The 20,180-nt window shown below is 67.5% G+C and carries 20 protein-coding genes; 6 read left to right on the top strand and 14 right to left on the bottom strand.

The genetic code is table 11. The features are described 5' to 3' along the window. Positions 1 to 702, bottom strand: coding sequence for an ArsR/SmtB family transcription factor (locus AB4Z37_RS04555; RefSeq protein ID WP_441515490.1), 702 nt, complete (start codon positions 700 to 702; stop codon positions 1 to 3). A 130-nt stretch (positions 703 to 832) separates the two neighbouring features. Here AB4Z37_RS04555 and AB4Z37_RS04550 point away from each other — a divergent pair, with 130 nt between their 5' ends. Next, on the top strand, positions 833 to 1,153 hold the full coding sequence (locus tag AB4Z37_RS04550) for an NIPSNAP family protein (protein WP_441515489.1): 321 nt from the start codon (positions 833 to 835) through the stop codon (positions 1,151 to 1,153). A 14-nt stretch (positions 1,154 to 1,167) separates the two neighbouring features. Here the strand turns inward: AB4Z37_RS04550 and AB4Z37_RS04545 are convergent, their stop codons facing one another. The 11 genes from AB4Z37_RS04545 to AB4Z37_RS04495 all read right to left on the bottom strand — a co-directional run bounded on the left by AB4Z37_RS04545 (position 1,168) and on the right by AB4Z37_RS04495 (position 11,587). Further along, a complete protein-coding gene (locus AB4Z37_RS04545) occupies positions 1,168 to 1,407 on the bottom strand; it encodes a hypothetical protein (RefSeq protein WP_441515488.1) in 240 nt (79 codons plus the stop codon). Beyond that, positions 1,404 to 1,583 (bottom strand): hypothetical protein, encoded by a 180-nt coding sequence (locus AB4Z37_RS04540; RefSeq protein WP_441515487.1) that lies wholly within the window; start codon positions 1,581 to 1,583, stop codon positions 1,404 to 1,406. Before AB4Z37_RS04540 ends, AB4Z37_RS04545 begins: the two co-directional genes overlap by 4 nt. A gap of 254 nt (positions 1,584 to 1,837) precedes the next feature. Beyond that, positions 1,838 to 2,575: a DUF2865 domain-containing protein gene (locus AB4Z37_RS04535; RefSeq protein ID WP_441515773.1), complete on the bottom strand. Its 738-nt coding sequence runs from the start codon at positions 2,573 to 2,575 to the stop codon at positions 1,838 to 1,840. 201 nt (positions 2,576 to 2,776) lie between these two features. Then, positions 2,777 to 4,180, bottom strand: a complete 1,404-nt coding sequence (locus tag AB4Z37_RS04530) for a sodium:proton antiporter (protein ID WP_441515486.1) — start codon at positions 4,178 to 4,180, stop codon at positions 2,777 to 2,779. Between the two features lie 108 nt (positions 4,181 to 4,288). Then, on the bottom strand, positions 4,289 to 4,852 hold the full coding sequence (pyrE, locus tag AB4Z37_RS04525; RefSeq protein ID WP_441515485.1) for an orotate phosphoribosyltransferase: 564 nt from the start codon (positions 4,850 to 4,852) through the stop codon (positions 4,289 to 4,291). Positions 4,853 to 4,968: 116 nt separating this feature from the next. Then, a complete protein-coding gene (locus AB4Z37_RS04520; RefSeq protein ID WP_441515484.1) occupies positions 4,969 to 5,499 on the bottom strand; it encodes a chromate transporter in 531 nt (176 codons plus the stop codon). Next, the gene (locus AB4Z37_RS04515; RefSeq protein ID WP_441515483.1) at positions 5,496 to 6,065 is read right to left on the bottom strand and encodes a chromate transporter; all 570 of its coding nucleotides are present in this window, start codon (positions 6,063 to 6,065) and stop codon (positions 5,496 to 5,498) included. Before AB4Z37_RS04515 ends, AB4Z37_RS04520 begins: the two co-directional genes overlap by 4 nt. Positions 6,066 to 6,189: 124 nt before the next feature. Further along, the gene (locus AB4Z37_RS04510; protein WP_441515482.1) at positions 6,190 to 6,822 is read right to left on the bottom strand and encodes a LysE family translocator; all 633 of its coding nucleotides are present in this window, start codon (positions 6,820 to 6,822) and stop codon (positions 6,190 to 6,192) included. Positions 6,823 to 7,020: 198 nt separating this feature from the next. Beyond that, positions 7,021 to 7,653, bottom strand: coding sequence for a LysE family translocator (locus tag AB4Z37_RS04505; protein ID WP_441515481.1), 633 nt, complete (start codon positions 7,651 to 7,653; stop codon positions 7,021 to 7,023). Between the two features lie 11 nt (positions 7,654 to 7,664). Continuing rightward, on the bottom strand, positions 7,665 to 10,667 hold the full coding sequence (gene polA, locus AB4Z37_RS04500) for a DNA polymerase I (protein ID WP_441515480.1): 3,003 nt from the start codon (positions 10,665 to 10,667) through the stop codon (positions 7,665 to 7,667). A gap of 68 nt (positions 10,668 to 10,735) precedes the next feature. Continuing rightward, positions 10,736 to 11,587, bottom strand: coding sequence for a LysR family transcriptional regulator (locus AB4Z37_RS04495; protein ID WP_441515479.1), 852 nt, complete (start codon positions 11,585 to 11,587; stop codon positions 10,736 to 10,738). Positions 11,588 to 11,694: 107 nt separating this feature from the next. Between AB4Z37_RS04495 and AB4Z37_RS04490 the strand changes: the two genes are divergently transcribed. Further along, on the top strand, positions 11,695 to 12,666 hold the full coding sequence (locus AB4Z37_RS04490; protein ID WP_441515478.1) for a quinone oxidoreductase family protein: 972 nt from the start codon (positions 11,695 to 11,697) through the stop codon (positions 12,664 to 12,666). Between the two features lie 13 nt (positions 12,667 to 12,679). Here AB4Z37_RS04490 and AB4Z37_RS04485 read toward each other — a convergent pair whose 3' ends face one another. Continuing rightward, on the bottom strand, positions 12,680 to 13,732 hold the full coding sequence (locus AB4Z37_RS04485; protein ID WP_441515772.1) for an acyltransferase family protein: 1,053 nt from the start codon (positions 13,730 to 13,732) through the stop codon (positions 12,680 to 12,682). A 174-nt stretch (positions 13,733 to 13,906) separates the two neighbouring features. Between AB4Z37_RS04485 and hrpB the strand changes: the two genes are divergently transcribed. The 4 genes from hrpB to AB4Z37_RS04465 all read left to right on the top strand — a co-directional run bounded on the left by hrpB (position 13,907) and on the right by AB4Z37_RS04465 (position 19,180). Then, positions 13,907 to 16,381 (top strand): ATP-dependent helicase HrpB, encoded by a 2,475-nt coding sequence (gene hrpB, locus AB4Z37_RS04480; RefSeq protein WP_441515477.1) that lies wholly within the window; start codon positions 13,907 to 13,909, stop codon positions 16,379 to 16,381. A gap of 132 nt (positions 16,382 to 16,513) precedes the next feature. After that, entirely contained in the window at positions 16,514 to 17,032 is a 519-nt protein-coding gene (locus AB4Z37_RS04475; RefSeq protein ID WP_441515476.1) for a TIGR02281 family clan AA aspartic protease, read from the top strand. Positions 17,033 to 17,180: 148 nt separating this feature from the next. Then, positions 17,181 to 18,680 (top strand): phosphomannomutase/phosphoglucomutase, encoded by a 1,500-nt coding sequence (locus tag AB4Z37_RS04470; RefSeq protein ID WP_441515475.1) that lies wholly within the window; start codon positions 17,181 to 17,183, stop codon positions 18,678 to 18,680. 272 nt (positions 18,681 to 18,952) lie between these two features. Continuing rightward, the gene (locus tag AB4Z37_RS04465; protein ID WP_441515474.1) at positions 18,953 to 19,180 is read left to right on the top strand and encodes a hypothetical protein; all 228 of its coding nucleotides are present in this window, start codon (positions 18,953 to 18,955) and stop codon (positions 19,178 to 19,180) included. A gap of 19 nt (positions 19,181 to 19,199) precedes the next feature. On the opposite strand, the gene AB4Z37_RS04460 is transcribed toward AB4Z37_RS04465, so the two are convergent. After that, a complete protein-coding gene (locus AB4Z37_RS04460) occupies positions 19,200 to 20,117 on the bottom strand; it encodes a LysR family transcriptional regulator (protein ID WP_441515473.1) in 918 nt (305 codons plus the stop codon). Positions 20,118 to 20,180 lie beyond the last annotated feature (63 nt).

Raw genomic sequence — 20,180 nt, 5'->3', positions numbered from 1 at the left:
CTATGTGCCGGTGCTGCGCCGGGGGGCGGCGAACAGCGTGTCGAACTGTTCGGCGCCACGGCGGCTGAAGCTGACCACGCGCGAATTCTTTTCGCGGCGCGCCCACTTCAACTCGTAAAAGCGGTCGAGCATCGCGGCGCCAAACGCGCCGGCGAGATGATTGCGGCGCACGCTCCAGTCGAGACAGGCCTTGCACAGTGGTCGGCGTGAGCTGCTGATCGCCGCGAGGTCGATTCCGAAATCTTCCGCGAAACGCTGCCCTTTCACGGTCAACGACAGTTCGGCTTCGTCGTAGCTGATCAGGCCGCGCCGTGTCAGGTGATCGAACATCTGCACGCCGCGGTCGCCGGCGAGGTGATCGTAGCAGACGCGGGCCTCGCGCATGGCAGGGTCCCTCGGCCCGGTACGGACGCGGCGATGGCCGGCGTGGGCGGCAAGTCCCATCAGCGCTTCGAGTGCCGCGGCGACCTCCTCCCCGCTGATGCGGAAGTAACGATGGCGGCCCTGCTTTTCGGGAGACAGCAGACCTCCGGCCTGCAGCTTGGCAAGATGCGAGCTGGCGGTCTGCGGGGTCACGCCGGCCTCCTGCGCGAGCTCGCTCGCGGTCAGTGCGCGACCGTCCATCAGCGCGGTGAGCATGTTGGCGCGCGCCGGGTCGCCGATCAGGGAGCCAAGCAACGCGATATCAGGGCCTGTCTTCATCAGGCGAGCGTAGTCGAGGACTGGTGGCGCCGGCAATCGCGCAATCGAGGAGACGCTTCGATATCGGTCGAACCATTCCTCGCGCGGGCCCGGTTAGGGTCGTGCTCCCCATCACGTCAGCGAGGCTGCAATGACCATCACCGTCTTCATTCGTTACCGGATCGATCCGTTCAAGGCCGCGGCGTTCGAGGCCTATGCCCGTCGCTGGCTCGAGATCATTCCCGCCTGTGGCGGCAGCCTCATTGGCTACTGGATGCCGCATGAGGGAACCAACGATATTGCATTCGGCCTGATCTCGTTTCCGTCGCTGGCGGACTATGAAGCTTATCGGGCGCGGCTTCGTGCGGATGCCGCCGGACGGGACAATTTTACGTTTGCGACCGAGCAGCGCTTCATTCTGGGTGAGGAGCGCACGTTCCTGCGGCAGGTGGAGGCGGCGCCCGCCGGATGACGGGCGCCGGCCGGTCAATCGGCTCGCGGTGCGCCTGAAATCGTCCTGCCATCCGTCAGCGCGATGCTGGAGACGGCCGTCGGCCATGACGTGGCCGGCCTGGCGAGGCCGAGGTCGTCTGCAACGGCTTCCTCGCGGTCGAGCCTGACCATGTCGATGCGCTGCATCTGGCGGCGGTCATTGCCTTTTGTGTCGGACCGGGCGGCCCGGGGGCGGTGCTGTTGCAGCGGGTCTTCGATCTTGCGCCGGATCACGCACGGGCCTTCGGCACGCTGGCGATGCGCTGGTGGTGAAGGGCGAGCAGGAGGGCGCTCTCGCGGCGTTCCAGCGCGGTGTCGCGCTGCAGCCGCGGGATGTCGAGCTGCGTGTCCAGCTCGCTGCCGCACTGTGTATGCTCGGCCGCTTTGTCGAGGCCGAAGCGGCCCGCCACAAGGTCCTGCGGTCCATGCCGGCTTCGCTGCAGGCAGCGCTCAATCTGGCCATTGCGCTGGACGGGCAGGGGCGGCGGGAGGATGCCGCGGATTCCGGCGGACGTGCCCTACCGCGCTCCGGATCCGGCGAAATGCGACACATGGCGCCGCGCACTTGCGCCGGATCCGGCGTTCAAGGTCGGCGTGGTCTGGGCCGGAAATCCCCGTCACAAGGGCGACCGGTGGGCTCCCTAACGGCAGCGCGGTCCGCCGATCAGTCGAGGCCAGCGCGCTTCTGCTTCTGCGCCCCACCCTTCGGCACTGTCGTGCCAGGCGGCAGCGTGCTTCGCGGCGCGTCCGTCGGTGCGGCAGCTGACGAATCGGAGAGATCGGCGCTGATCGGCGTCACTTTCATCACGCCGAGCTTGGCGCGAACCTCTGCGGTCAATCCCGGATAGCTGGCGACCGGGGTGAAGTCGGCAGTGCCGCCGCCTCGCCCTCCCGAATAAGCGACGAGGCCGTCCGCGGTGGCGATGACATCGCCTGGGCGCAGGGTGCTGTCGAGCGAGATGTCGATCGGCGCGAGCCCGGTCGGATCGCGGCCGTTGCAGGTGCAGTCGGCCTTCAGCGCCTTGCGATAGGCGTAGGCATTGTCGCTGTCGGGATAGCGTTCGCCGGTCGCGGCGATGGCGCCGTCGATGGTGCTGCCGAAATAGACCTTGGTGGTGCTGGCCGGGCAGAAGGCCTGGCACACCTGCGCAGGCGACATCCCGCCGCGGGCCTGCACCGGGAAATAGCGCCCGTCACAACCGCGCACACAGTAGCCGGTGGTGCGGCCGGCATCGGCGCGTGGGGCGGCGGGGGCGGTTGCGGGCGGCGGAGCAGGATTGAGGCCGAAGGGATCGAACGTGTTGGCCTGCGGGGTGCGCTGGGCGGGACCGCCGTTGAACAGGAAGTCCAGGAAGCCGGCCGAGGCGCGATCAGGCATCGCCGCGCCGGCGGCGAGAGCCATGGCGGCGGTCAGCACCAGGCGGCGCACAACGTCAGATTTCTCGAGCACCGCCGACTCCACGCCATGCCATTCCCATGCCGCCAGGGCGTATCCACCCCGGCGCGCTCACATTATCGAAAGATGGTAAACGAGCGGTGAGTGAGCACGGTCGGACCGCCGCCGTGCGTCGATGTTGCTGACGGTAATGCGGTAAGCGAATCGCTAGATGCCGAACAGTGACAACACGATGAAAATCGGAATCAGGATCACGAACGACCACGCCATGTAGCCGAAGAAGCCGGGCATGTTGACGCCGCGTTCGCCGGCGATGGCGTAGACCATGAAATTCGGCGCATTGCCGATATAGGTCAGCGCGCCCATGTAGACGGCGCCCATGGAGATGGCCGCGAGCGTCGGCGCCATCGTCGTCATCAGCTCGGCCGCATCGCCGCCGGCAAGACCGAAGAACACCAGGTAGGTCGGCGCATTGTCGAGGAAGCCCGACAGCATGCCGGTGAGCCAGAAGTACATCACGTTGTGCGGTTCACCATTGTGCATGGTGACCGCGGAGAGCAGCGGCGCGAACGGCCCGGCAGCGCCGGCCTGCAGCATCGCCATCACCGGAATGATGCAGATGAAGATCGCCGCGAACAGGATTGCGACCTCGCGGATCGGTTCGAAACTGAAGCCGTTGGCGTCGCGATGCTCGTCCGGCGTCAGCCACAGCGACAGCAGGGCGATGACGACGAGCGCGGCGTCACGCAGCAGGTTCTGCAGCTCGAGCGGGGTGCCGTAGACGTCGAACGTCACGCCGGGCCGCCAGAATGCCGAGCCGAGGATCGCGGCGATGATCAGCGCGATCAGCAAGAGGTTGATCAGGCCGTGAACCTGCAAGGCGAGTGGCGGGGCCTTGCCCGTGGCTGGCTCGCGCCGCGCCTGCCCGATGTCGATCACCACGAACACCACGAGCAGGGCTGCGCTGACGAGGAGGGTCTGCGCCCACAGATGCTGCGTGGTCCAGAAGAACGAGACGCCCTTGAGGAAGCCGATGAACAGCGGCGGGTCACCGAGCGGCGAGAGCGCCCCGCCGATATTGCAAACCAGGAAGATGAAGAACACCACCACGTGGGCGTTCGACGGGCGATGCGCGTTGGCGCGCAGCAGCGGCCGGATCAGGATCATGGCGGCGCCGGTGGTGCCGACCACGCTCGCGATCGCGGTGCCGAACGCGAGCAGGGCGGTGTTGACCAGCGGCGTGCCGCGCAGGTTGCCGGAAATGAGGATACCGCCCGCCACCACATACAGCGCGAAGATCAGGACGATGAAGCTCAGATACTCCCCGAGCGCGGCATGGACGAGGGCGGCACCGGCGGCGGGTGCGCCGTAGAGGGCGGCGATCGGCGTGAGCGTCGCGACAGCCCAGGCGAGCGACAGCTTGTCATAGTGGTGATGCCAGAGACGGGGGAACAGCAGCGGGCCTGTGGCGATGGTGACGAGGATGCCGGCGAACGGCAAGGCCCAGGCCCAGTTCAGCCGAGCGCCGTCGAGCGCGGCGTCCGAGGCGGCCAGGGCGCCGGACGAGGTCAGCAGGGAGAATATTGCGGCGGCGAGCAGCCGTGACACCATGACCAAGCCCCATCGAGAACTGGGGGTTGGCCTAGCATCCAACACCCGGGATCGCAAAGGCAGGACAGTCGTGCAGCAACAGTGGCGGCGCGACCTGCGGCCGCAGTCTCACGGCTTGAGGAACTCGCTGGCCTTGTAGAGCGAGCGGAATGGAATGCCGGCGTCACGGAAGGCTTCGGTGGCGCCTTCCTCACGGTCGACCATGGTCAGCACCAGCGCGATCTCGCCGCCGGCGTCGCGCACCGCGTCGACGGCCTTGATGGCGGAGCCGCCGGTGGTGGTGACGTCTTCGACGATCACCACGCGCTTGCCCTCCAGCGTCTCACCCCTGGCAAGGCCCTCGACCGCGAGCCGCGCACCGTGCTCCTTCGGCTTCTTGCGGACGAAGAAGGCGGCGATCGGGTGGCCCTTGATCCAGGACAACTGGGCGATGGCGCCGGCGAGTGGCACCGCGCCCATCTCGAGGCCGCCGACATAGTCCAGGTTGTCGTCCTTCAGCGCCTCATAGGTCAGCTCCGCCAGCAGCGAGGCGCCCTCGGGGTGCAGCATCGTCGGCTTGAGGTTGAAGTAGAAATCGCTCTTGCGGCCCGAAGCCAGGGTGATCTCGCCGCGCCCGAAGGAGCGTTTGGCGATGATGTCGGCGAGGCGGGCGCGGGCGGCGGATTTGGACACGGACGGATCTCGGGCTCGGGAATTTGCCGAGTTTTAGCGGGGCCGGGCCGGCAACGCCAGAGCCGTGTCTGCCCCTCAACAGGCGCCAGCCGTCCTGACCGTGGCCGGCCTGTCACTCAGGGCAGCCCGATCCCGCTCAAGCCGATCAGGGCCCCTGCGGCCAGCAACCAGAGCGGGTGGAGCCGTGTCGTGAGCGCCGTGATCGCGCAGCCCGCGGTGATCGCGACCAGGATCCATTCGTGGTCGGAGGCCTCGGCGATCAGCATGGCGCTGGCGGCGACCAGACCGACGGTCATGGGCACGAGGGCGGCCTGGATGATGCGCCGCCAGGGGTGGTCCTTGAAGCGCTGCCACAAGCGCATCACGACGCCGGTGAGGACGGAACTCGGGCCAAACTTCGCCAGCGACGTCACCAGCAGGCCCGGCCAGCCTGCGACATGCCAGCCGACCAGGGGCACGATCATCATGTTCGGCCCGGGCGCGGCCTGGGCCAGCGCGAACATCGCGGTGAAGTCGCGGGCTGTCATCCAGTGGTGGATGTCGACCACCTGCCGCTGCATTTCCGGCAGGACGGTGTTGCCGCCGCCGAAGGCCAGCAGCGACAGCTGGGCGAAGATGACGGCAAGGGCGATCAGGATTGCCGTCATGGCTCCAGCCTCCAGGTCGCCAGGATGCTGAGCGCCGCCAGCCCCAGCATGGTCGGCAGCAATGGCCAGCGCAGCCAGCCGATGGCGATGAAGCACAGCAGCGCGATTGCGATCACGATGGGGCGGCGGCGGATCGGCCAGGCGATCTTCGCAGCCATGGCCACCAGCAGGCCGGCCGCGGCTGCGGCGAGGCCAGCGAACAGGTGCTGGATGTGGGGCTCGTTCTGGAAACGGTCGTACACGAGGCCGAGCAGCACCACGATCGCGGTCGGCGCGGCGATCAACCCGGTCAGCGACGCCAGCGCGCCGGGGATGCCGCGGAAATGCAAGCCGATCGCCACCGACAGGTTGATGATGTTGCCGCCGGGCAGGAACTGGCAGAGGCCAAGCAGCTCGGTGAATTCGGCGCAGGTGAGCCAGCGGCGGTCCTCGACGATCATGCGTCGCGCCAGCGGCAGCACGCCGCCGAAGCCGGTCAGCCCGAGAATGAGGAAGCCGCTGAACAGTGCTCCGACGGTCGGTGGCTCACGGGTGCCAGAAATTGGAACTTGGGCAGCTGCGTCCATGGCGGTCTCCCCGTCCAGCGATGGCCGGGCGGCTCAAGAGACGGCGTAAAGCACAGTCCGCCACCTGTCCAATATATGGATCAGGCAATTTTCATACGTTTAGAATATGACTTCAGCCTCAGGCTCACGCCCGGCGCGCCTCCAGTGCCATCCGCAGCGCAAGGCCGGCGAGCACTGTTCCCATCAGCCAGCGCTGCAGCTTCAGCCAGGTCGGGCGCGTCCGGAAGAACAGCGCGATCGCGCCGGCGGTCAGCGAGATCAGCGCATTGACGCTGACGCTCACGACAATCTGGATCATGCCGAGGACGAGCGACTGGGTCAGCACGCCATGCGCCGGATCGATGAACTGCGGCAGCAGCGCGAGATACAGCATCGCGATCTTCGGGTTGAGCAGGCTGGTCAGGAAGCCCATGGTGAACAGCCGCCGCGGGCTGTCGATGCTCAGCGTCTTCACTTCCAGCGGCGAGCGGCCGTTCGGCTTGAGCGCCTGCCATGCCATCCACAGCAGGTAGGCGGCGCCGGCGAAGCGCAACGCGTCATAGGCGTAGGGTACTGCCATCATGAAGGCTGTGATGCCGAATGCGGCAGACAGCATATAGACCACGAAGCCGAGCGCGACGCCGCCGAGCGAGATGATCCCCGCCATCGGCCCCTGGGTGATCGAGCGCGACAGCAGGTAGATCATGTTCGGCCCCGGTGTCAGCACCATGGCGAACGCAACGAGCGTGAAGGCAAGCAGTGATGTGGACGAAGGCATGATGGTGGTCCGGTGGCGCGAGGACGGCAGCCAGATGGATAGCCGATCGCGTCGGCTCGAAGTAGGCGCGTGAAGGAAAGGCTGGCCTGCATGGTGCGGGCCCAATTGCGTCGCGACAGCCGCGGGCTCGGTGCAATTGCATCGATCTCCGCCGGATCACCGTGTTGTCCTGACGGGGGCTGGTTCCCTCTGCTCGTCCTAACGCTGGGTGCTGATGGCGAACCATACGGCGATGCCGACCAGGAGCAGCGCGAGGATGCGCCGGACGGTGCGACGTTTGTCGGCGGTGTCGATCCGGTGTTGCAAGGTGCCGGCCAACAGCACGATCGACAGATGGACGATGGTGGCGACGCCGACATAGATCGCCGAGAGCGCGAGCGTCTGCATCCCGACCGCGCCGAGATCGATGCGGACGAAGTCCGGCAGGATCGCAATGTAGAAGACTGCGGCCTTCGGGTTGAGCAGGTTGGTCACGAGGCCGCGCCGAAACGCGACGGCGGGCCGAATCGGATCGTCGGTGGCGGTCGAGCTGGTCTCAGCTTCGCTGCGCCAGCCATCCCACGCAAGCCAGAGCAGATAGATCACGCCGGCCCAGCGCAACGCTTCGTAGAGCAGGGGTGAGCCGTCGATCAGTGCCGCGAGGCCGAGTGCCGCGGCGATTCCATAGACCGATAGCCCGAGGGCGATGCCTGCGACCGCCGCGAAACCCACCCGCGTGCCGTTCGTAAGCGACAGCGCGGCGAGATAGGCCATGTTCGGCCCTGGCGTGATCTCGATGACCAGGGCCGTGAGCGCGAACGCGGCCCAGCTGACGAGCGCGGCGGTGTCCATGACGCGCCCCGCTAGTGCGCCTCATCCCAGTTGTGGGCGGCGCGGGCGTCGACATGCAGCGGCACCGACATCACGACCGCGGGGAACGGCGCATCCTGCATCACCTGCTGCACCACGGGCAGGGTGTTCTCGACCTCGTCGTCGGGCACCTCGAAGATCAGTTCGTCATGCACCTGCAGCAGCATCTGCGCCGACAGTTTCTTCGCCGCCAGCGTGTCTTCCATGCGGATCATGGCGCGGCGGATGATGTCGGCGGCCGAGCCCTGCAGGCGGGCGTTGATCGCGGCGCGCTCGTTGAAGGCGCGGTGCGAGGGGTTGGGCGAGCGGATGTCGGGATAGTGGCACTTGCGGCCGAACAGCGTCACCACATAGCCGTGCTCGCGGCAGAAGTCGCGGGTTTGGTCCATGTAGGCGCGGATGCCGGGGAAACGCTCGAAATACTTCTTGATGTAGCTCGACGCCTCCTCGCGGGGGATGCCGAGCTGGTTGGCGAGGCCGAACGCCGAGATGCCGTAGATGATGCCGAAGTTGATCGCCTTGGCGCGGCGGCGCACTTCTGCCGGCATGTCCTTGATCGGCACGCCGAACATCTCTGAGGCCGTCATCGCATGAATGTCGAGGCCGTCCTGGAACGCCTGCCTGAGCGAGGGGATGTCGGCGATCTCGGCGAGCAGGCGCAGTTCGATCTGCGAATAGTCCGCCGACACCAGCTTGTGGCCAGGCGTTGAGATGAAGGCGCGGCGGATCTTGCGGCCATCCTCGGTTCGCACCGGGATGTTCTGCAGGTTGGGCTCCGATGACGACAGTCGTCCGGTGGTGGTGGACGCCAGCGAGTAGGAGGTGTGGATGCGGTTGGTCTGCGGATGCACGAAGGTCGGCAGCAGGTCGGTATAGGTCGACTTCAGCTTGGTGACCTGGCGCCACTCCAGAATCCGTTTCGGAAACTCGTGGCCCTGCTCGGCGAGATCGTCGAGGATCGAGGCCGAGGTCGACCACGCGCCGGTCTTGGTCTTGGTGCCGCCGGGCAATTGCATCTTGCCGAACAACACGTCACCAAGCTGCTTCGGACTGCCGGGGTTGATGGGCCCGCCGGCCATCTCCTGGATCTGTGCCTCGAGCCGTGCCGCGGTCTGGGCGAAGTCGCCGGACAGCCGCGCCAGTTCCTGGCGGTCGATCGAGATGCCGCGGCGCTCCATGCGCGCCAGCACGCCGGCCATCGGCCGCTCCAGCGTCTCGTACACGGTGTTCATGCGCTCGGCGATCAAGCGGGGTTTCAGCACCTCCCACAGCCGCAGCGTGACGTCGGCGTCCTCGGCGGCGTATTCGGTCGCCTTGTCGATCGGCACCTGGTCGAAGGTGACCTGATTCTTGCCGGAGCCAGCGACATCGGTGAAGGCGATCGGCGCATGCCCCAGCCACTTCTCCGATAACGGGTCCATGCCATGCGCGCCGCGGCCGGCGTCGAGCACGTAGGACATCAGCATGGTGTCGTCGATCGGGTCGATGGCGATGCCGTGCTGCAGGAACACCAGCGCGTCGAATTTGAGGTTCTGGCCGATCTTCAGCACGCCGCGATCTTCCAGCAGCGGCTTGATGATCGCGAGCGCGTCCGCCGGCTTGATCTGGTCGGGGGCAAGGCCGCCTGCGAACAGGCCGGCGCCTTCGCCGCCCTGCTGGTGGATCAACGGCACATAGCAGGCGTCATTGGGGCCGAGCGCCAGTGAGAAGCCGCACAGCTCGGCCTGCATCGGATCGAGGCTGGTGGTCTCGGTGTCGACGGCGACATGCCCGAGCTCCTTGGCGCGGGCGACCCAGGTCTTCAATTCGTCGATGGTGCGGACCGACGCATAAGCCTTGGCGTCGAACTTGCTGTTCTGCCCCGCCTCGGCGCGCGCCGCCGCCAGCATCTGCGGCGTCAGCGCGCCAGCCGGCGCCTTCGCCGGGGACGGCGCGGGCGTCGTGGCAGGCTTGCCGCCGCCATCGAGCGGCAGCAGCGGCTCTGCTTCCGCGGCGGGAGCCGTCGCGCTCTTCAGCCCGCTGTCGGCAGAGATTTCGGCGGCGTTGACCTCGGCATAGTCGGCGACGCGCTTGGTGAGCGTGGTGAACTCCATCGCCTTGAGGAAGGCGATCAGGTGCCGCGCGTCCGGATCGTGCACGGCGAGGTCGTCGAGCGGCACGTCCAGTGCGACACGGTCGTCGAGTTGCACCAGCTTCCTCGAGATGCGCGCCTTCTCGGCATTCTCCAGCAGCGCCTCGCGGCGCTTGGGCTGCTTGATCTCGCCGGCCTTCGCCAGCAGCGTTTCGAGGTCGCCATATTCGGTGATCAGCTGGGCTGCGGTCTTGATGCCGATGCCGGGCACGCCAGGTACGTTGTCGACGGAATCGCCGGCCAGCGCCTGGACCTCGACCACCTTGTCCGGCGGGACGCCGAATTTCTCGATCACCTCGGCAATGCCGATACGGCGGTCCTTCATGGTGTCGTACATCACGATGCGCTCGGTCACGAGCTGCATCAGGTCCTTGTCCGACGAGACGATGGTGACGGTAGCGCCGCGCTGGTCGGCCTCGCGCGCATAGGTCGCGATCAGGTCGTCGGCCTCGAACCCGGCCTGCTCCAGGCACGGCAGTTCGAACGCCTTCACCGCCTCACGGATCAGGCCGAACTGTGGGATGAGATCTTCGGGCGCTGGCGGCCGGTGCGCCTTGTAGTCGGGATAAAGCGCGTTGCGGAAGGTGACTTCCGACTTGTCGAAGATGATGGCGAGATGGCTCGGCTGGTTGTCCTTCGGCATGTCGCGCAACAGCTTCCACAGCATGTTGCAGAAGCCGAGCACCGCGTTGACCTGCAATCCGTCGGACTTGCGGTTGAGCGGCGGCAGCGCGTGGTAGGCGCGGAAGATGTAGGACGAGCCGTCGACCAGGAACAGATGGTCGCCCTTTTTCAGGGCAGGCGCGGACACAGGTGCGGACACGGGCGTGGCGGTCGCGGCGGCGGTGCTGGGCTTTTTGGACATGGCGGCAATGTAGGGAGTTTTGCCGGGAATGGCACCTGTTCCGGCACGGCTGCGCACCGGAATTTTTGTCATCCGGCCTTCATGCATTCCGTCAGGAAGGTCATCACCGCGCGCACCGCCGGCACCTGGCGCAGGTCGCGATGCACCAGCAGCCAGACATCGCGGCTGATCGGCTTCTGCGTCACCGCATGGCGCTGCAGTCGGGCATCGCCGTCGCCGAGATAGTGCGGCAGCGCGGCGAGGCCGAGACCGGAACGCGCGGCGGCGATCTGAGCCTCCAGGTCGTTGGTGCGCAGCACGACCTCGCGATTGCCCACGATTGTGCGGAGCCAGATTTCCTGGGGCGAGTCCGCCATGGTGGCGTCATAGCCAATAAAAGCCAGGGCGTGCGGCGGGGTCTCCTTCAGGTAGGCCGGCGTGCCGTACAGGCTGAAGCCGAAACTGCCGATCCTGCGCACGAACAGCCCGCTTTCGACTGGCCGCAGCAGCCGCAATGCGAGGTCGGCTTCGCGGCGGCTGAGCGACGCCCGGCGCTTCTCGCCCATCAGCCTGATGCGGATGCCGGGATACTGCTGTCGCAGCCGTACCAGTTGCGGAGCGATCACCGCGCTCGCGAAGGTCGGGGGTGCGCTGATCGTCACCTCCCCGTCGACACCGGGCTGTGCCGCCTGCGCGGCGCGGCCGACCGCGAATGCGGCTTCCTCCATCGGCGCGGCGACGGTCGCGATGCGCCGGCCGTCGTCTGTCAGCGTCGTGGTTCGGGCGCGGCGATCGACCAGCTTGAGGCCCGTGGAGGCTTCGAGCGCGGCAACGCGCCGCGCCACGGTGGCGTGGTCGACGCCGAGCGTGCGGGCCGCCGCGGACAGCGTGCCCTCGCGCGCCAGCGCCACGAAGTGACGCAGGTCCTCCCAGTCAGTCATTGTGCGAAATCTCACATGCTAAATGCAGATCTGGGCAATTTCGCATATTCGGCGGCGTCGCCATAGTCTCGATCTCAATGGATGAGACAAGGAGAAGAGCTATGGCCATGACCAGGGTTGTCCGGGTGCGCGCACCCGGCGGTGTCGAGCAGTTCGAGGTCGCCAGCGTCGAACTGCCCGTGCCCGAAGCGGACGAGATCCGCATCCGCCAGACCGCGATCGGCGTCAATTTCGTCGATATCTACCAGCGGGCCGGGCTCTATCCGATGCCGGCGGCCGGGATTCCGGGTGTCGAGGGCGTCGGTGTGGTCGAGGCGGTTGGCGCCAGTGTGACGTCGCTCGCGGTCGGCGATCGCATCGCTTACGCCGGCACCCCGGTCGGCGCCTACGCCGCCGAGCGCATCCTGCCGGCGTGGCGCGGCGTCAGATTACCGGCGACGCTGTCGGACGCGCTGGTGGCATCGGTATTCGTCAAGGGCATCACGGCCCATATGCTGCTGCACCGGGTCTATCCTGTTGCTCCGGGAACTGTGGTGCTGGCGCACAGCGCGGCCGGAGGCCTGGGGCAATTGTTGACGCGCTGGGCCGTGCATCTCGGCGCCACCGTGATCGGGACAGTCGGCTCGGAGGCCAAGGCGGCCAGCGCGCGCGCCGCCGGTGCGCAGCATGTGATCGTCGGCCGCGATGCCGATTTCGGCGCGGCGGTTGCCGAAATCACCGGCGGGCGCGGTGTCGATGTCGCGTTCGACGGGGTCGGCGGCAGCACGCTCGCTCGGACCCTCGCCTGCGTGCGGCCATTCGGTGTGGTGGCGAGCATCGGCCAGGCGGCGGGGCCGATCCCGCCGGTCGAGGTCAGCGAGCTGGGACCGCGACGCAGCCTGATGCTCGCCCGGCCGAGCGTGCTCGCCTACATGAACGATGTGGCGGACTATCGCCGCGCCGCGGAGGCCGTGCTCGCCGCGCTGGAGGCCGGTGTCCTGCAGGGGGAAGGCGTGCCCTATCGTCTCGACGAAGCGGCGAAGGCGCAAGCGGATCTCGAGGCGGGCCGCACCAGCGGCGCGCTCTACCTTGTGCCGTGACGCGTCGGTCGCGTTACTCCGCCGCCTGCAGCGCCGGGCGGCGGAGCACGCGCGGCGCGATCCAGAAGCGGTCGGGGCGCTCGTACAGGAAGTTGAGGCGGGTGCCGCGCACGGCCCACCACATCGCGAGCGCGCCGAGCACGCCGGCGATGTTGACCAGAAGTGACACGACGCCGATGTCGGCGATGACGCCGGTCTTGAGCAGCAGCGTCCGCGTCGCGGCCATCGGCAGGAAGAAGCCGAGATAGATGACGATGGAGTGCTCGCCGCAATAGCGCAGCGCGTCGAGCCAGCGCACCTTGGCGAGCAGGGTGCCGATCACGATGATCGCGCAGGCGCCGGCATAGCCGAGCGCCAGCGAGATCAGCGGCCATTCGCTGACGCCGATGTACACCAGGCCGGCGTCCGCGAACGCCCATACCGCGAGGCCGAGGAGCGCGAGGCCGCTGTGGCGGCGCGCCGCATCCGACAGCGCGAAGACGTAGTTGGCGAACAGGTAGCCGGAATAGAAGTAGACGAAGCGCGCGGCGAACTCGTCGATGATGGTCGAGCCGGTGTGCGGGATGTGCATCATCTCGAGGCCGGCGGCAATCGCCCAGACCACGATCGGCGGCACCCGCCGCGTCAGCTTGGTGACGACGAAGAAGATCGGCAGCAGATAGATGAACCACAGCGTGCCGAACGGCTCGATGAGGGTCTTGAGGTAGAGCAGGCCGACATGGCTCCAGCCTTGCTCGGCGGCGAACACCGGCGCCTTGACGCCGAACTGGATCGCCATCCACAGCACGTAGAAGTAGGCGAAATGCACCACCTTGCGGTCGAGATAGGTGCGCCAGTCGCGATCGATCACCCGCGCCAGGAACAGGCCCGAGATCAGGAAGAAGTCCGGCATCCGGAACGGCTTGGCGAACGCCACCACGAGATGCATGAAGCCCTCGCGGCCGGCGGCGGCCTCCACCCCGAGGGTCGAGTGCATCATCACCACCATGATGATGCAGATGCCCTTGGCATAGTCGACGAAGTCGATCCGCGGCGCGCCCGAAGCGGCCGTTCCGTCCTGAGCCATCGATGTGCCGTTCTGTGCCGCCATGGTGCCACTATCGTCCACAGGGGTTTCCGCTCCCTTTATGGATACAAGCGCTGTGCCAGCATCGCTCGCCAGCGCGGCGGCCCTCTGGTATGAGGCTGCCGCAGCCCGCCCCGTTAACCATGCGGCTGCCGCAGAGCCACGGTTCCCGAGTTGCGCACCTTCGACAGTCCCCTTCCCATCGACGCCGTGCTCGGCGATCTCGCCGCGGCACTCGCCGCGCGCAGCGCCGCCGTGCTGGTGGCCCCGCCCGGCGCCGGCAAGACGACGCGCGTGCCGCTGGCGCTGCTCGATGCGCCGTGGGTCGGTGAGCGCAAGATTGTCGTGCTGGAGCCGCGGCGGATCGCCGCGCGCGCCAGCGCCGAACGCATGGCGAAGACGCTGGGCGAGAAGGTCGGCGAGACCGTCGGCTATCGCGTGCGCTTCGGCTCCAAGGTGTCGCGGCGCACCCGGATCGAGGTGGTCACGGAAGGCATCTTCACCCGGCAGATCCTCGACGATCCCGAGTTGTCGGGTATCGCCGCGGTGCTGTTCGACGAATTTCACGAGCGCTCGCTCGACGCCGATCTCGGCCTCGCACTGGCGCGCGACGCGCAGCAGGGCCTGCGCGAGGACCTGCGCATCCTCGTGATGTCGGCGACGCTCGATGGCGCGCGGGTGGCAAAGTTGCTCGGCGACGCGCCGGTGGTCGAGAGCGAGGGCCGCGCCTTCCCGGTCGAGACGCGCTATCTCGGGCGCAAGACCGACCTCACCATCGAGCGACAGATGGCGGACGCGATCGCCGCGGCACTGCGTGCGGACACCGGTTCGGTGCTCGCGTTCCTGCCCGGCGCGGCCGAGATCCGTCGCACCCAGACCATGCTGTCCGAGCGCATTCATGACGCCAGCATCGAGGTGGTGCCGCTGTTCGGTGCCATGGAGGCCGCGGCGCAGGACCGCGCCATCGCGCCGGCGCCCAGGGGCAGCCGCAAGGTGGTGCTGGCGACCTCGATCGCCGAGACGTCGCTGACCATCGAAGGTGTGCGCATCGTGGTCGATTGCGGGCTCGCGCGTGTGCCGCGCTACGAGCCGGATATCGGGTTGACGCGGCTCGAAACCGTGCGCGCGTCGCGCGCCGCGGTCGATCAGCGGCGCGGCCGCGCCGGCCGCACCGAGCCGGGCGTGTGCTACCGCCTGTGGGACGAGCCGCAGACCGCGTCGTTCGAGCCGTATACGCGGCCGGAAATCCTGTCGTCGGACCTGTCGCCGCTGCTGCTCGACCTCGCGCAATGGGGTGTGCGCGATCCCGGCCAGCTCGCCTTCCTCGATCCGCCGCCGGGGCCGGCGTTGAGCGAGGCGCGGGGGCTGCTGGAAGAACTCGATGCGCTCGATGCCGATGGCCGGATCACGGCTGAAGGCAAAAGCCTGCGTGCGCTGGCGCTGCCGCCGCGGCTCGCGCGCATGATCGTGGATTCCCATCGCCTGGGCGGCGGGGCTGAGGCCGCGGCCATCGCCGCGATCCTGACCGAGCGCGGGCTCGGCGGCGACAGCGTCGACCTCGAGGCCCGGCGCGATCAGTTCCGCCGCGACCGCTCGCCGCGCGCGGCGCAGGCGCGCCAGCTCGCCGAACGCTGGGCTGGGCAGGTCGCCGCGACGGAGGGGGAGGCGCCGGATCTGTCGCCGCCGTCGACCGGTGTGATGCTGGCGCTGGCCTTTCCCGACCGTGTCGCGCGCAACCGCGGCAACGGCAGCTTCGTGCTGGCCAACGGCCGCGGCGCGGCGATCGAGCCGACGTCGGCGCTGGCGCGTGCGCCGTTCGTCGCTGTCGCCGAGCTGACCGGCACCGCGGCGCAGGGACGCATCCTGCTCGCGGCGCCGATCACGCTTGCCGAGATCGAAGCGCAGTTCGCCGGCCATATCACCACCGACGACGAGATCACCTTTGACCGCAATGCCGCGGCGCTGCGTGCGCGCCGCCGCACCCGCCTGCATGCCATCGTGCTGTCCGAGCAGCCGCTGTCGATCACGCCGTCGGCGGAGAGCGCCACGGTGCTGGCGCAGGGGCTGATCGATCGCGGGCTCGATCGGCTGCCATGGTCCAAGCCGCTCAAGCAGTGGCGCGACCGGGTGATGTTCCTGCGTGCCGCGGCGCCGGACGAGTGGCCGGACCTCTCGGACACGGCGCTCGCCGCACGCCGCGACGACTGGCTGGTGCCGGCGCTGTTCGACAAGACCGCGCTGTCGCAGCTGTCCGCCGGTGATCTGTCGGACGCGGTGATGAACCTGCTGCCGTGGCAGGATCGTGGACGGCTCGACCGCGAGGCGCCGACCCATTTCGAGGCGCCGACCGGTTCGATGATCCCGATCGACTACGAGGCGGAGGAGGGCGCCAAGATCTCGGTGCGCCTGCAGGAGCTGTTCGGCCTCAACCGCCATCCCTCGGTGGCGCAGGACCGTGTGCCGCTGGTGGTCGAGCTGCTGTCGCCGGCGCACCGGCCGGTGCAGGTCACGCGCGATCTGCCCGGCTTCTGGCGCGGCAGCTACGCCGCCGTGCGCTCGGACCTGCGCGGCCGCTATCCACGCCACCCCTGGCCGGAGGATCCGGCGTCCGCTGCTCCGACCCGGCGCGCCAAGCCGCGGGGCACCTGACGGACTGCCGTCATTAACGCTTCGCTCACCCTTTTCGCTGAAATAGGGAAGCTCGGTGCGGCGTTCAGCGGCGGCTTCGCGGTTGGCATGGTTTGATCCCGCCGACGGGCGGGTCAGGCAGGTGTATGCGTCATGCGTAGCATTATGATCTTTGCCGCCATCATGATCGTGGCCGGAACCCTTATGGCTCAGCTCGCCGACCGGCTGACGTCGGCGGCGCCCGCACACGCTGCGGCCGTGGCGCCGGCCCCGGTCGCACCAGTCCAGGCGACGGCCTCCGGTGGCCGCGCCGTCACCATTCCCCGGGATCAGCGTGGCCATTTCCAGACCGATGGTCGTATCGAAGGCCAGCGCATCAACTTCATGGTCGATACCGGCGCCTCGGTGGTCGCGCTGACCGAGAATGACGCGGCGCGGATCGGCATGCGGCCGTCCCGCGGCGATTTCAACGCGACAGTGACCACTGCCAACGGCACCGTGAAGGGGGCCCGAATTCGCCTCGCCAGCATCGATGTCGGCGGTCTCGTGGTGCGTGACGTCGACGCCCTGGTGCTGCCGGAAGGTGTGCTGAGCGAGAACCTGCTCGGCCTGTCCTATCTCTCCCGTCTGAAGCGGTTCGAGTTCGCCAATGGCCAGATGGTCCTGCAATAAATCCGTCACGAAGCCGGACCTGTTGCGCCGCAATTGACCCCTACCATCCTGCCGACCCGCCTTCCGAAGCCATTGCGGGCTGAGGGTCTTTTCAGACTTTCCGGCCTCCGCTATGGCTTCACCTTTCCCCGATGACGAGGCCTTTTTGATGTTTCCGAAGCCGAAAGCCGCGCTGACCCCGAACACCTATGCCTACGAATCCGAGCCGATGGTGAAGGCGACCGGGTTCCGCGAGTACGACGCGCGCTGGCTGTTCAGCAAGGAAATCAACCTGATGGGCATTCAGGCGCTGGGCATGGGCCTCGGCACCCTGATCGCCGAGCTCGGCCAGAAGCAGGAGATCGTCACCGGCCACGATTTCCGCGGCTACTCGGCCTCGATCAAGTACGCCCTGATCTCCGGCCTGCTCGCCGCCGGCTGCAAGGTCCACGACATCGGTCTGGCGGTAACGCCGATGGCCTACTTCGCCCAGTTCGACCTCGACGTGCCCTGCGTGGCGATGGTTACGGCGTCCCACAACGACAACGGCTGGACCGGCGTGAAGATGGGCGCCAACCGACCGCTGACCTTCGGTCCCGATGAGATGACGCGTCTCAAGGAGATCGTGCTGAATGCCGACTTCAGGACCGGCAGCGGCGGCTCGTATCAGTTCCATGAGAACTTCCCGGCACGCTACATCGCCGACCTCACCAATCGCCCCAAGCTGAAGCGCAAGCTCAAGGTGGTGGTCGCCGCCGGCAACGGCACCGCGGGCGCTTTCGCGCCCAAGGTGATGGAGGCGATCGGCTGCGAGGTGATCCCGCTCGACGTCGAGCTCGACCACACCTTCCCGAAATACAACCCGAACCCCGAAGACATGGAGATGCTGCACGCCATCCGCGACGCAGTGCTCCAGCACAAGGCCGATGTGGGCCTCGGCTTCGATGGCGACGGCGACCGCTGCGGCGTCGTCGACAATACCGGCGAGGAGATCTTCGCCGACAAGGTCGGCGTGCTGCTGGCGCGCGACATGTCGGCGTTGCACAAGAACGCGCAGTTCGTCGTCGACGTGAAGTCGACGGGGCTGTTCGTCACCGATCCGGTGCTGCAGAAGCAGGGCGCGACCACAACTTACTGGAAGACCGGCCACTCCTACATGAAGCGCCGCACCCACGAGCTGAAGGCGCTCGCGGGTTTCGAGAAGTCCGGCCACTTCTTCTTCAATGCGCCGGTCGGCCGCGGCTATGACGACGGTCTCGTGTCGGCGATCGCGATCTGCGAGATGCTCGATCGCGCCGGCGACAAGACGATGTCCGATCTCAAGGACGCGCTGCCCAAGACCTGGTCGTCGCCGACCATGTCGCCGCACTGCGCCGACGAGACCAAGTACGGTATCGTCGACAAGGTGGTCAGGCATTTCGAGGACGCCAAGGCCAAGGGCGCCAAGGTGGCGGGCCAGGCCATCCGCGATCTCGTCACGGTGAACGGCGTGCGCGTCACTGTCGAGGACGGCAGCTGGGGCCTCGTGCGCGCCTCATCCAACAAGCCGGAGCTCGTCGTGGTGGTCGAGAGCCCGGTGTCTGAGCAGCGCATGCGGGACATGTTCGAGGCGATGGATTCGGTGTTGCGTACGCATCCCGAGGTTGGTGAGTACAACCAGAAGATCTGAGCGGAAGGGCCTGGCCTCCGCAGGTGTGCTTCAAGGCTCCGTCCGCGGCTGCGGGCGGAGCCTTTTTTGCCGGCTTGCAGGCGAGAGCGTCTCGACTTGGGGAAACCGAGGGGTGAGGGCCGCCGAAAGCGGCTGGAAAAGGAAGTTCTCCGGTGGGCGGTTTTCAAAGAAGGAACAGCTAGCTTCGGCGCGAAAATCGCAGCGATGCATCCATTGCACCGCGCCCCCGGCAAACGAGATAATACGTGTGATTTCAACGCCCTGAGCAACTCATGCCGCAGACCAGTTTTGATCCTTTCGGGGAGCCCGTTCCTGCCGCGATCGCCGTCGATCGGCGGCCTGCCGGTGCGTGGCTGGCACGCAGCGGCAACCTGGTGTTTTGGTCGCTGGTTGCGGTGATTGTCGCGGCGCGGGCCGCCTACTTCCATCCGGAAGTCGCGTTCCGCTTCGATGCCGCGGTTGCCTACCTGCACGGCGTGGTCGCCGGCGTCCTCTCCTGATCCTCTGCGATCCGCGCCGTCAGGCGCCGTTGCTGGCCGCGGCCGCATCTGCCGGCGGCTGAATCAGCCGCTCGAATGCGCGCGCAGCCGGCATCTGAACCCGGCCCGGCATATCGAGCTGCCAGAGCGTGCGTGCGATATGGACGCCGTCGATCGGCACCTGCCGCAGTTTGCCGAGCTGCACCTGGTCGGCCACGGTGGCGGTGGAGACGATCGAGACGCCGAACCCGGCGGCAACAGCCTGCTTGATGGCCTCCGTGCTGCCGATTTCCAGTGTGCGCGCCGGCGCGATTCCGTGGGTGGCGAGCGCCTGCGCGACGACCTCGCGGCTGCCCGATCCGGGCTCGCGCAGGATCAGGATCTCCTCGGCGAGCCGGGCGCGATCGAGCGGCTGGCGCGCGGCGGCGAAGGGGTGATCCCGCCCCACGATCAACTCCATGACGTCGTTGCGCCAGGCGCGTGCGAGGAGCTTGTCGTCCTCCACCGGACCCTCGACCAGCGCGATCTCGATTTCGTGGCCAAGCATCAGATCGGCGATGTCACGGGTGTTGGCGATGACGAGGTGCAGATCGATGTTGGGATGGCTGCGGTGGAAGCGGGCGAGGCCGTCAGCGATCATGTAGGTGGCAATGGTGGTGCTGGCGCCGACTCTCAGGGTGCCGCTGTCGAGGTTGCGCACCGCGCGCAGCTCTTCCTCGGCGGCGCGTTCCGCCGCGAACAGCGTTTCGGCATGACGCGCCAGTGCCAGTCCCTCGGCGGTCGGCCGCACGCCCTTGGGTTCGCGGTCCAGCAGCCGGCAGCCGACCTGCTCCTCGAAGTCGCGGACGCCCTTGGAGATGGCCGGCTGGCTGAGGTGCAGGATCTCCGCCGCCCGGGAGAAGCTGCCGGCCCGTGCGACGGTGGCAAACAGGCGGAGCAAGTGCAGGTTCAGGGGCATTACTTTTCTCTATCGGCCTAAGAGGAAAAGATATTATCTTTCAATGGCTGATTGGCGCATAAA

The sequence above is a fragment of the Bradyrhizobium sp. 2TAF24 genome (assembly GCF_052115025.1).
Lineage (GTDB): Bacteria > Pseudomonadota > Alphaproteobacteria > Rhizobiales > Xanthobacteraceae > Bradyrhizobium_A.
Note: the sequence above shows the minus strand (reverse complement) of the source record. Positions and strands in the feature narration are given on the sequence as shown.

Coding starts and splice junctions, on each gene's coding strand:
- AB4Z37_RS04555 (WP_441515490.1), bottom strand. CDS start 702: ATGAAGACAGGCCCTGATATCGCGTTGCTTGGCTCCCTGATCGGCGAC.
- AB4Z37_RS04550 (WP_441515489.1), top strand. CDS start 833: ATGACCATCACCGTCTTCATTCGTTACCGGATCGATCCGTTCAAGGCC.
- AB4Z37_RS04535 (WP_441515773.1), bottom strand. CDS start 2,575: ATGGCTCTCGCCGCCGGCGCGGCGATGCCTGATCGCGCCTCGGCCGGC.
- AB4Z37_RS04530 (WP_441515486.1), bottom strand. CDS start 4,180: ATGGTGTCACGGCTGCTCGCCGCCGCAATATTCTCCCTGCTGACCTCG.
- AB4Z37_RS04520 (WP_441515484.1), bottom strand. CDS start 5,499: ATGACGGCAATCCTGATCGCCCTTGCCGTCATCTTCGCCCAGCTGTCG.
- AB4Z37_RS04515 (WP_441515483.1), bottom strand. CDS start 6,065: ATGGACGCAGCTGCCCAAGTTCCAATTTCTGGCACCCGTGAGCCACCG.
- AB4Z37_RS04510 (WP_441515482.1), bottom strand. CDS start 6,822: ATGCCTTCGTCCACATCACTGCTTGCCTTCACGCTCGTTGCGTTCGCC.
- AB4Z37_RS04505 (WP_441515481.1), bottom strand. CDS start 7,653: ATGGACACCGCCGCGCTCGTCAGCTGGGCCGCGTTCGCGCTCACGGCC.
- polA (WP_441515480.1), bottom strand. CDS start 10,667: ATGTCCAAAAAGCCCAGCACCGCCGCCGCGACCGCCACGCCCGTGTCC.
- AB4Z37_RS04495 (WP_441515479.1), bottom strand. CDS start 11,587: ATGACTGACTGGGAGGACCTGCGTCACTTCGTGGCGCTGGCGCGCGAG.
- AB4Z37_RS04490 (WP_441515478.1), top strand. CDS start 11,695: ATGACCAGGGTTGTCCGGGTGCGCGCACCCGGCGGTGTCGAGCAGTTC.
- AB4Z37_RS04485 (WP_441515772.1), bottom strand. CDS start 13,732: ATGGCTCAGGACGGAACGGCCGCTTCGGGCGCGCCGCGGATCGACTTC.
- AB4Z37_RS04475 (WP_441515476.1), top strand. CDS start 16,514: ATGCGTAGCATTATGATCTTTGCCGCCATCATGATCGTGGCCGGAACC.
- AB4Z37_RS04470 (WP_441515475.1), top strand. CDS start 17,181: ATGTTTCCGAAGCCGAAAGCCGCGCTGACCCCGAACACCTATGCCTAC.
- AB4Z37_RS04465 (WP_441515474.1), top strand. CDS start 18,953: ATGCCGCAGACCAGTTTTGATCCTTTCGGGGAGCCCGTTCCTGCCGCG.
- AB4Z37_RS04460 (WP_441515473.1), bottom strand. CDS start 20,117: ATGCCCCTGAACCTGCACTTGCTCCGCCTGTTTGCCACCGTCGCACGG.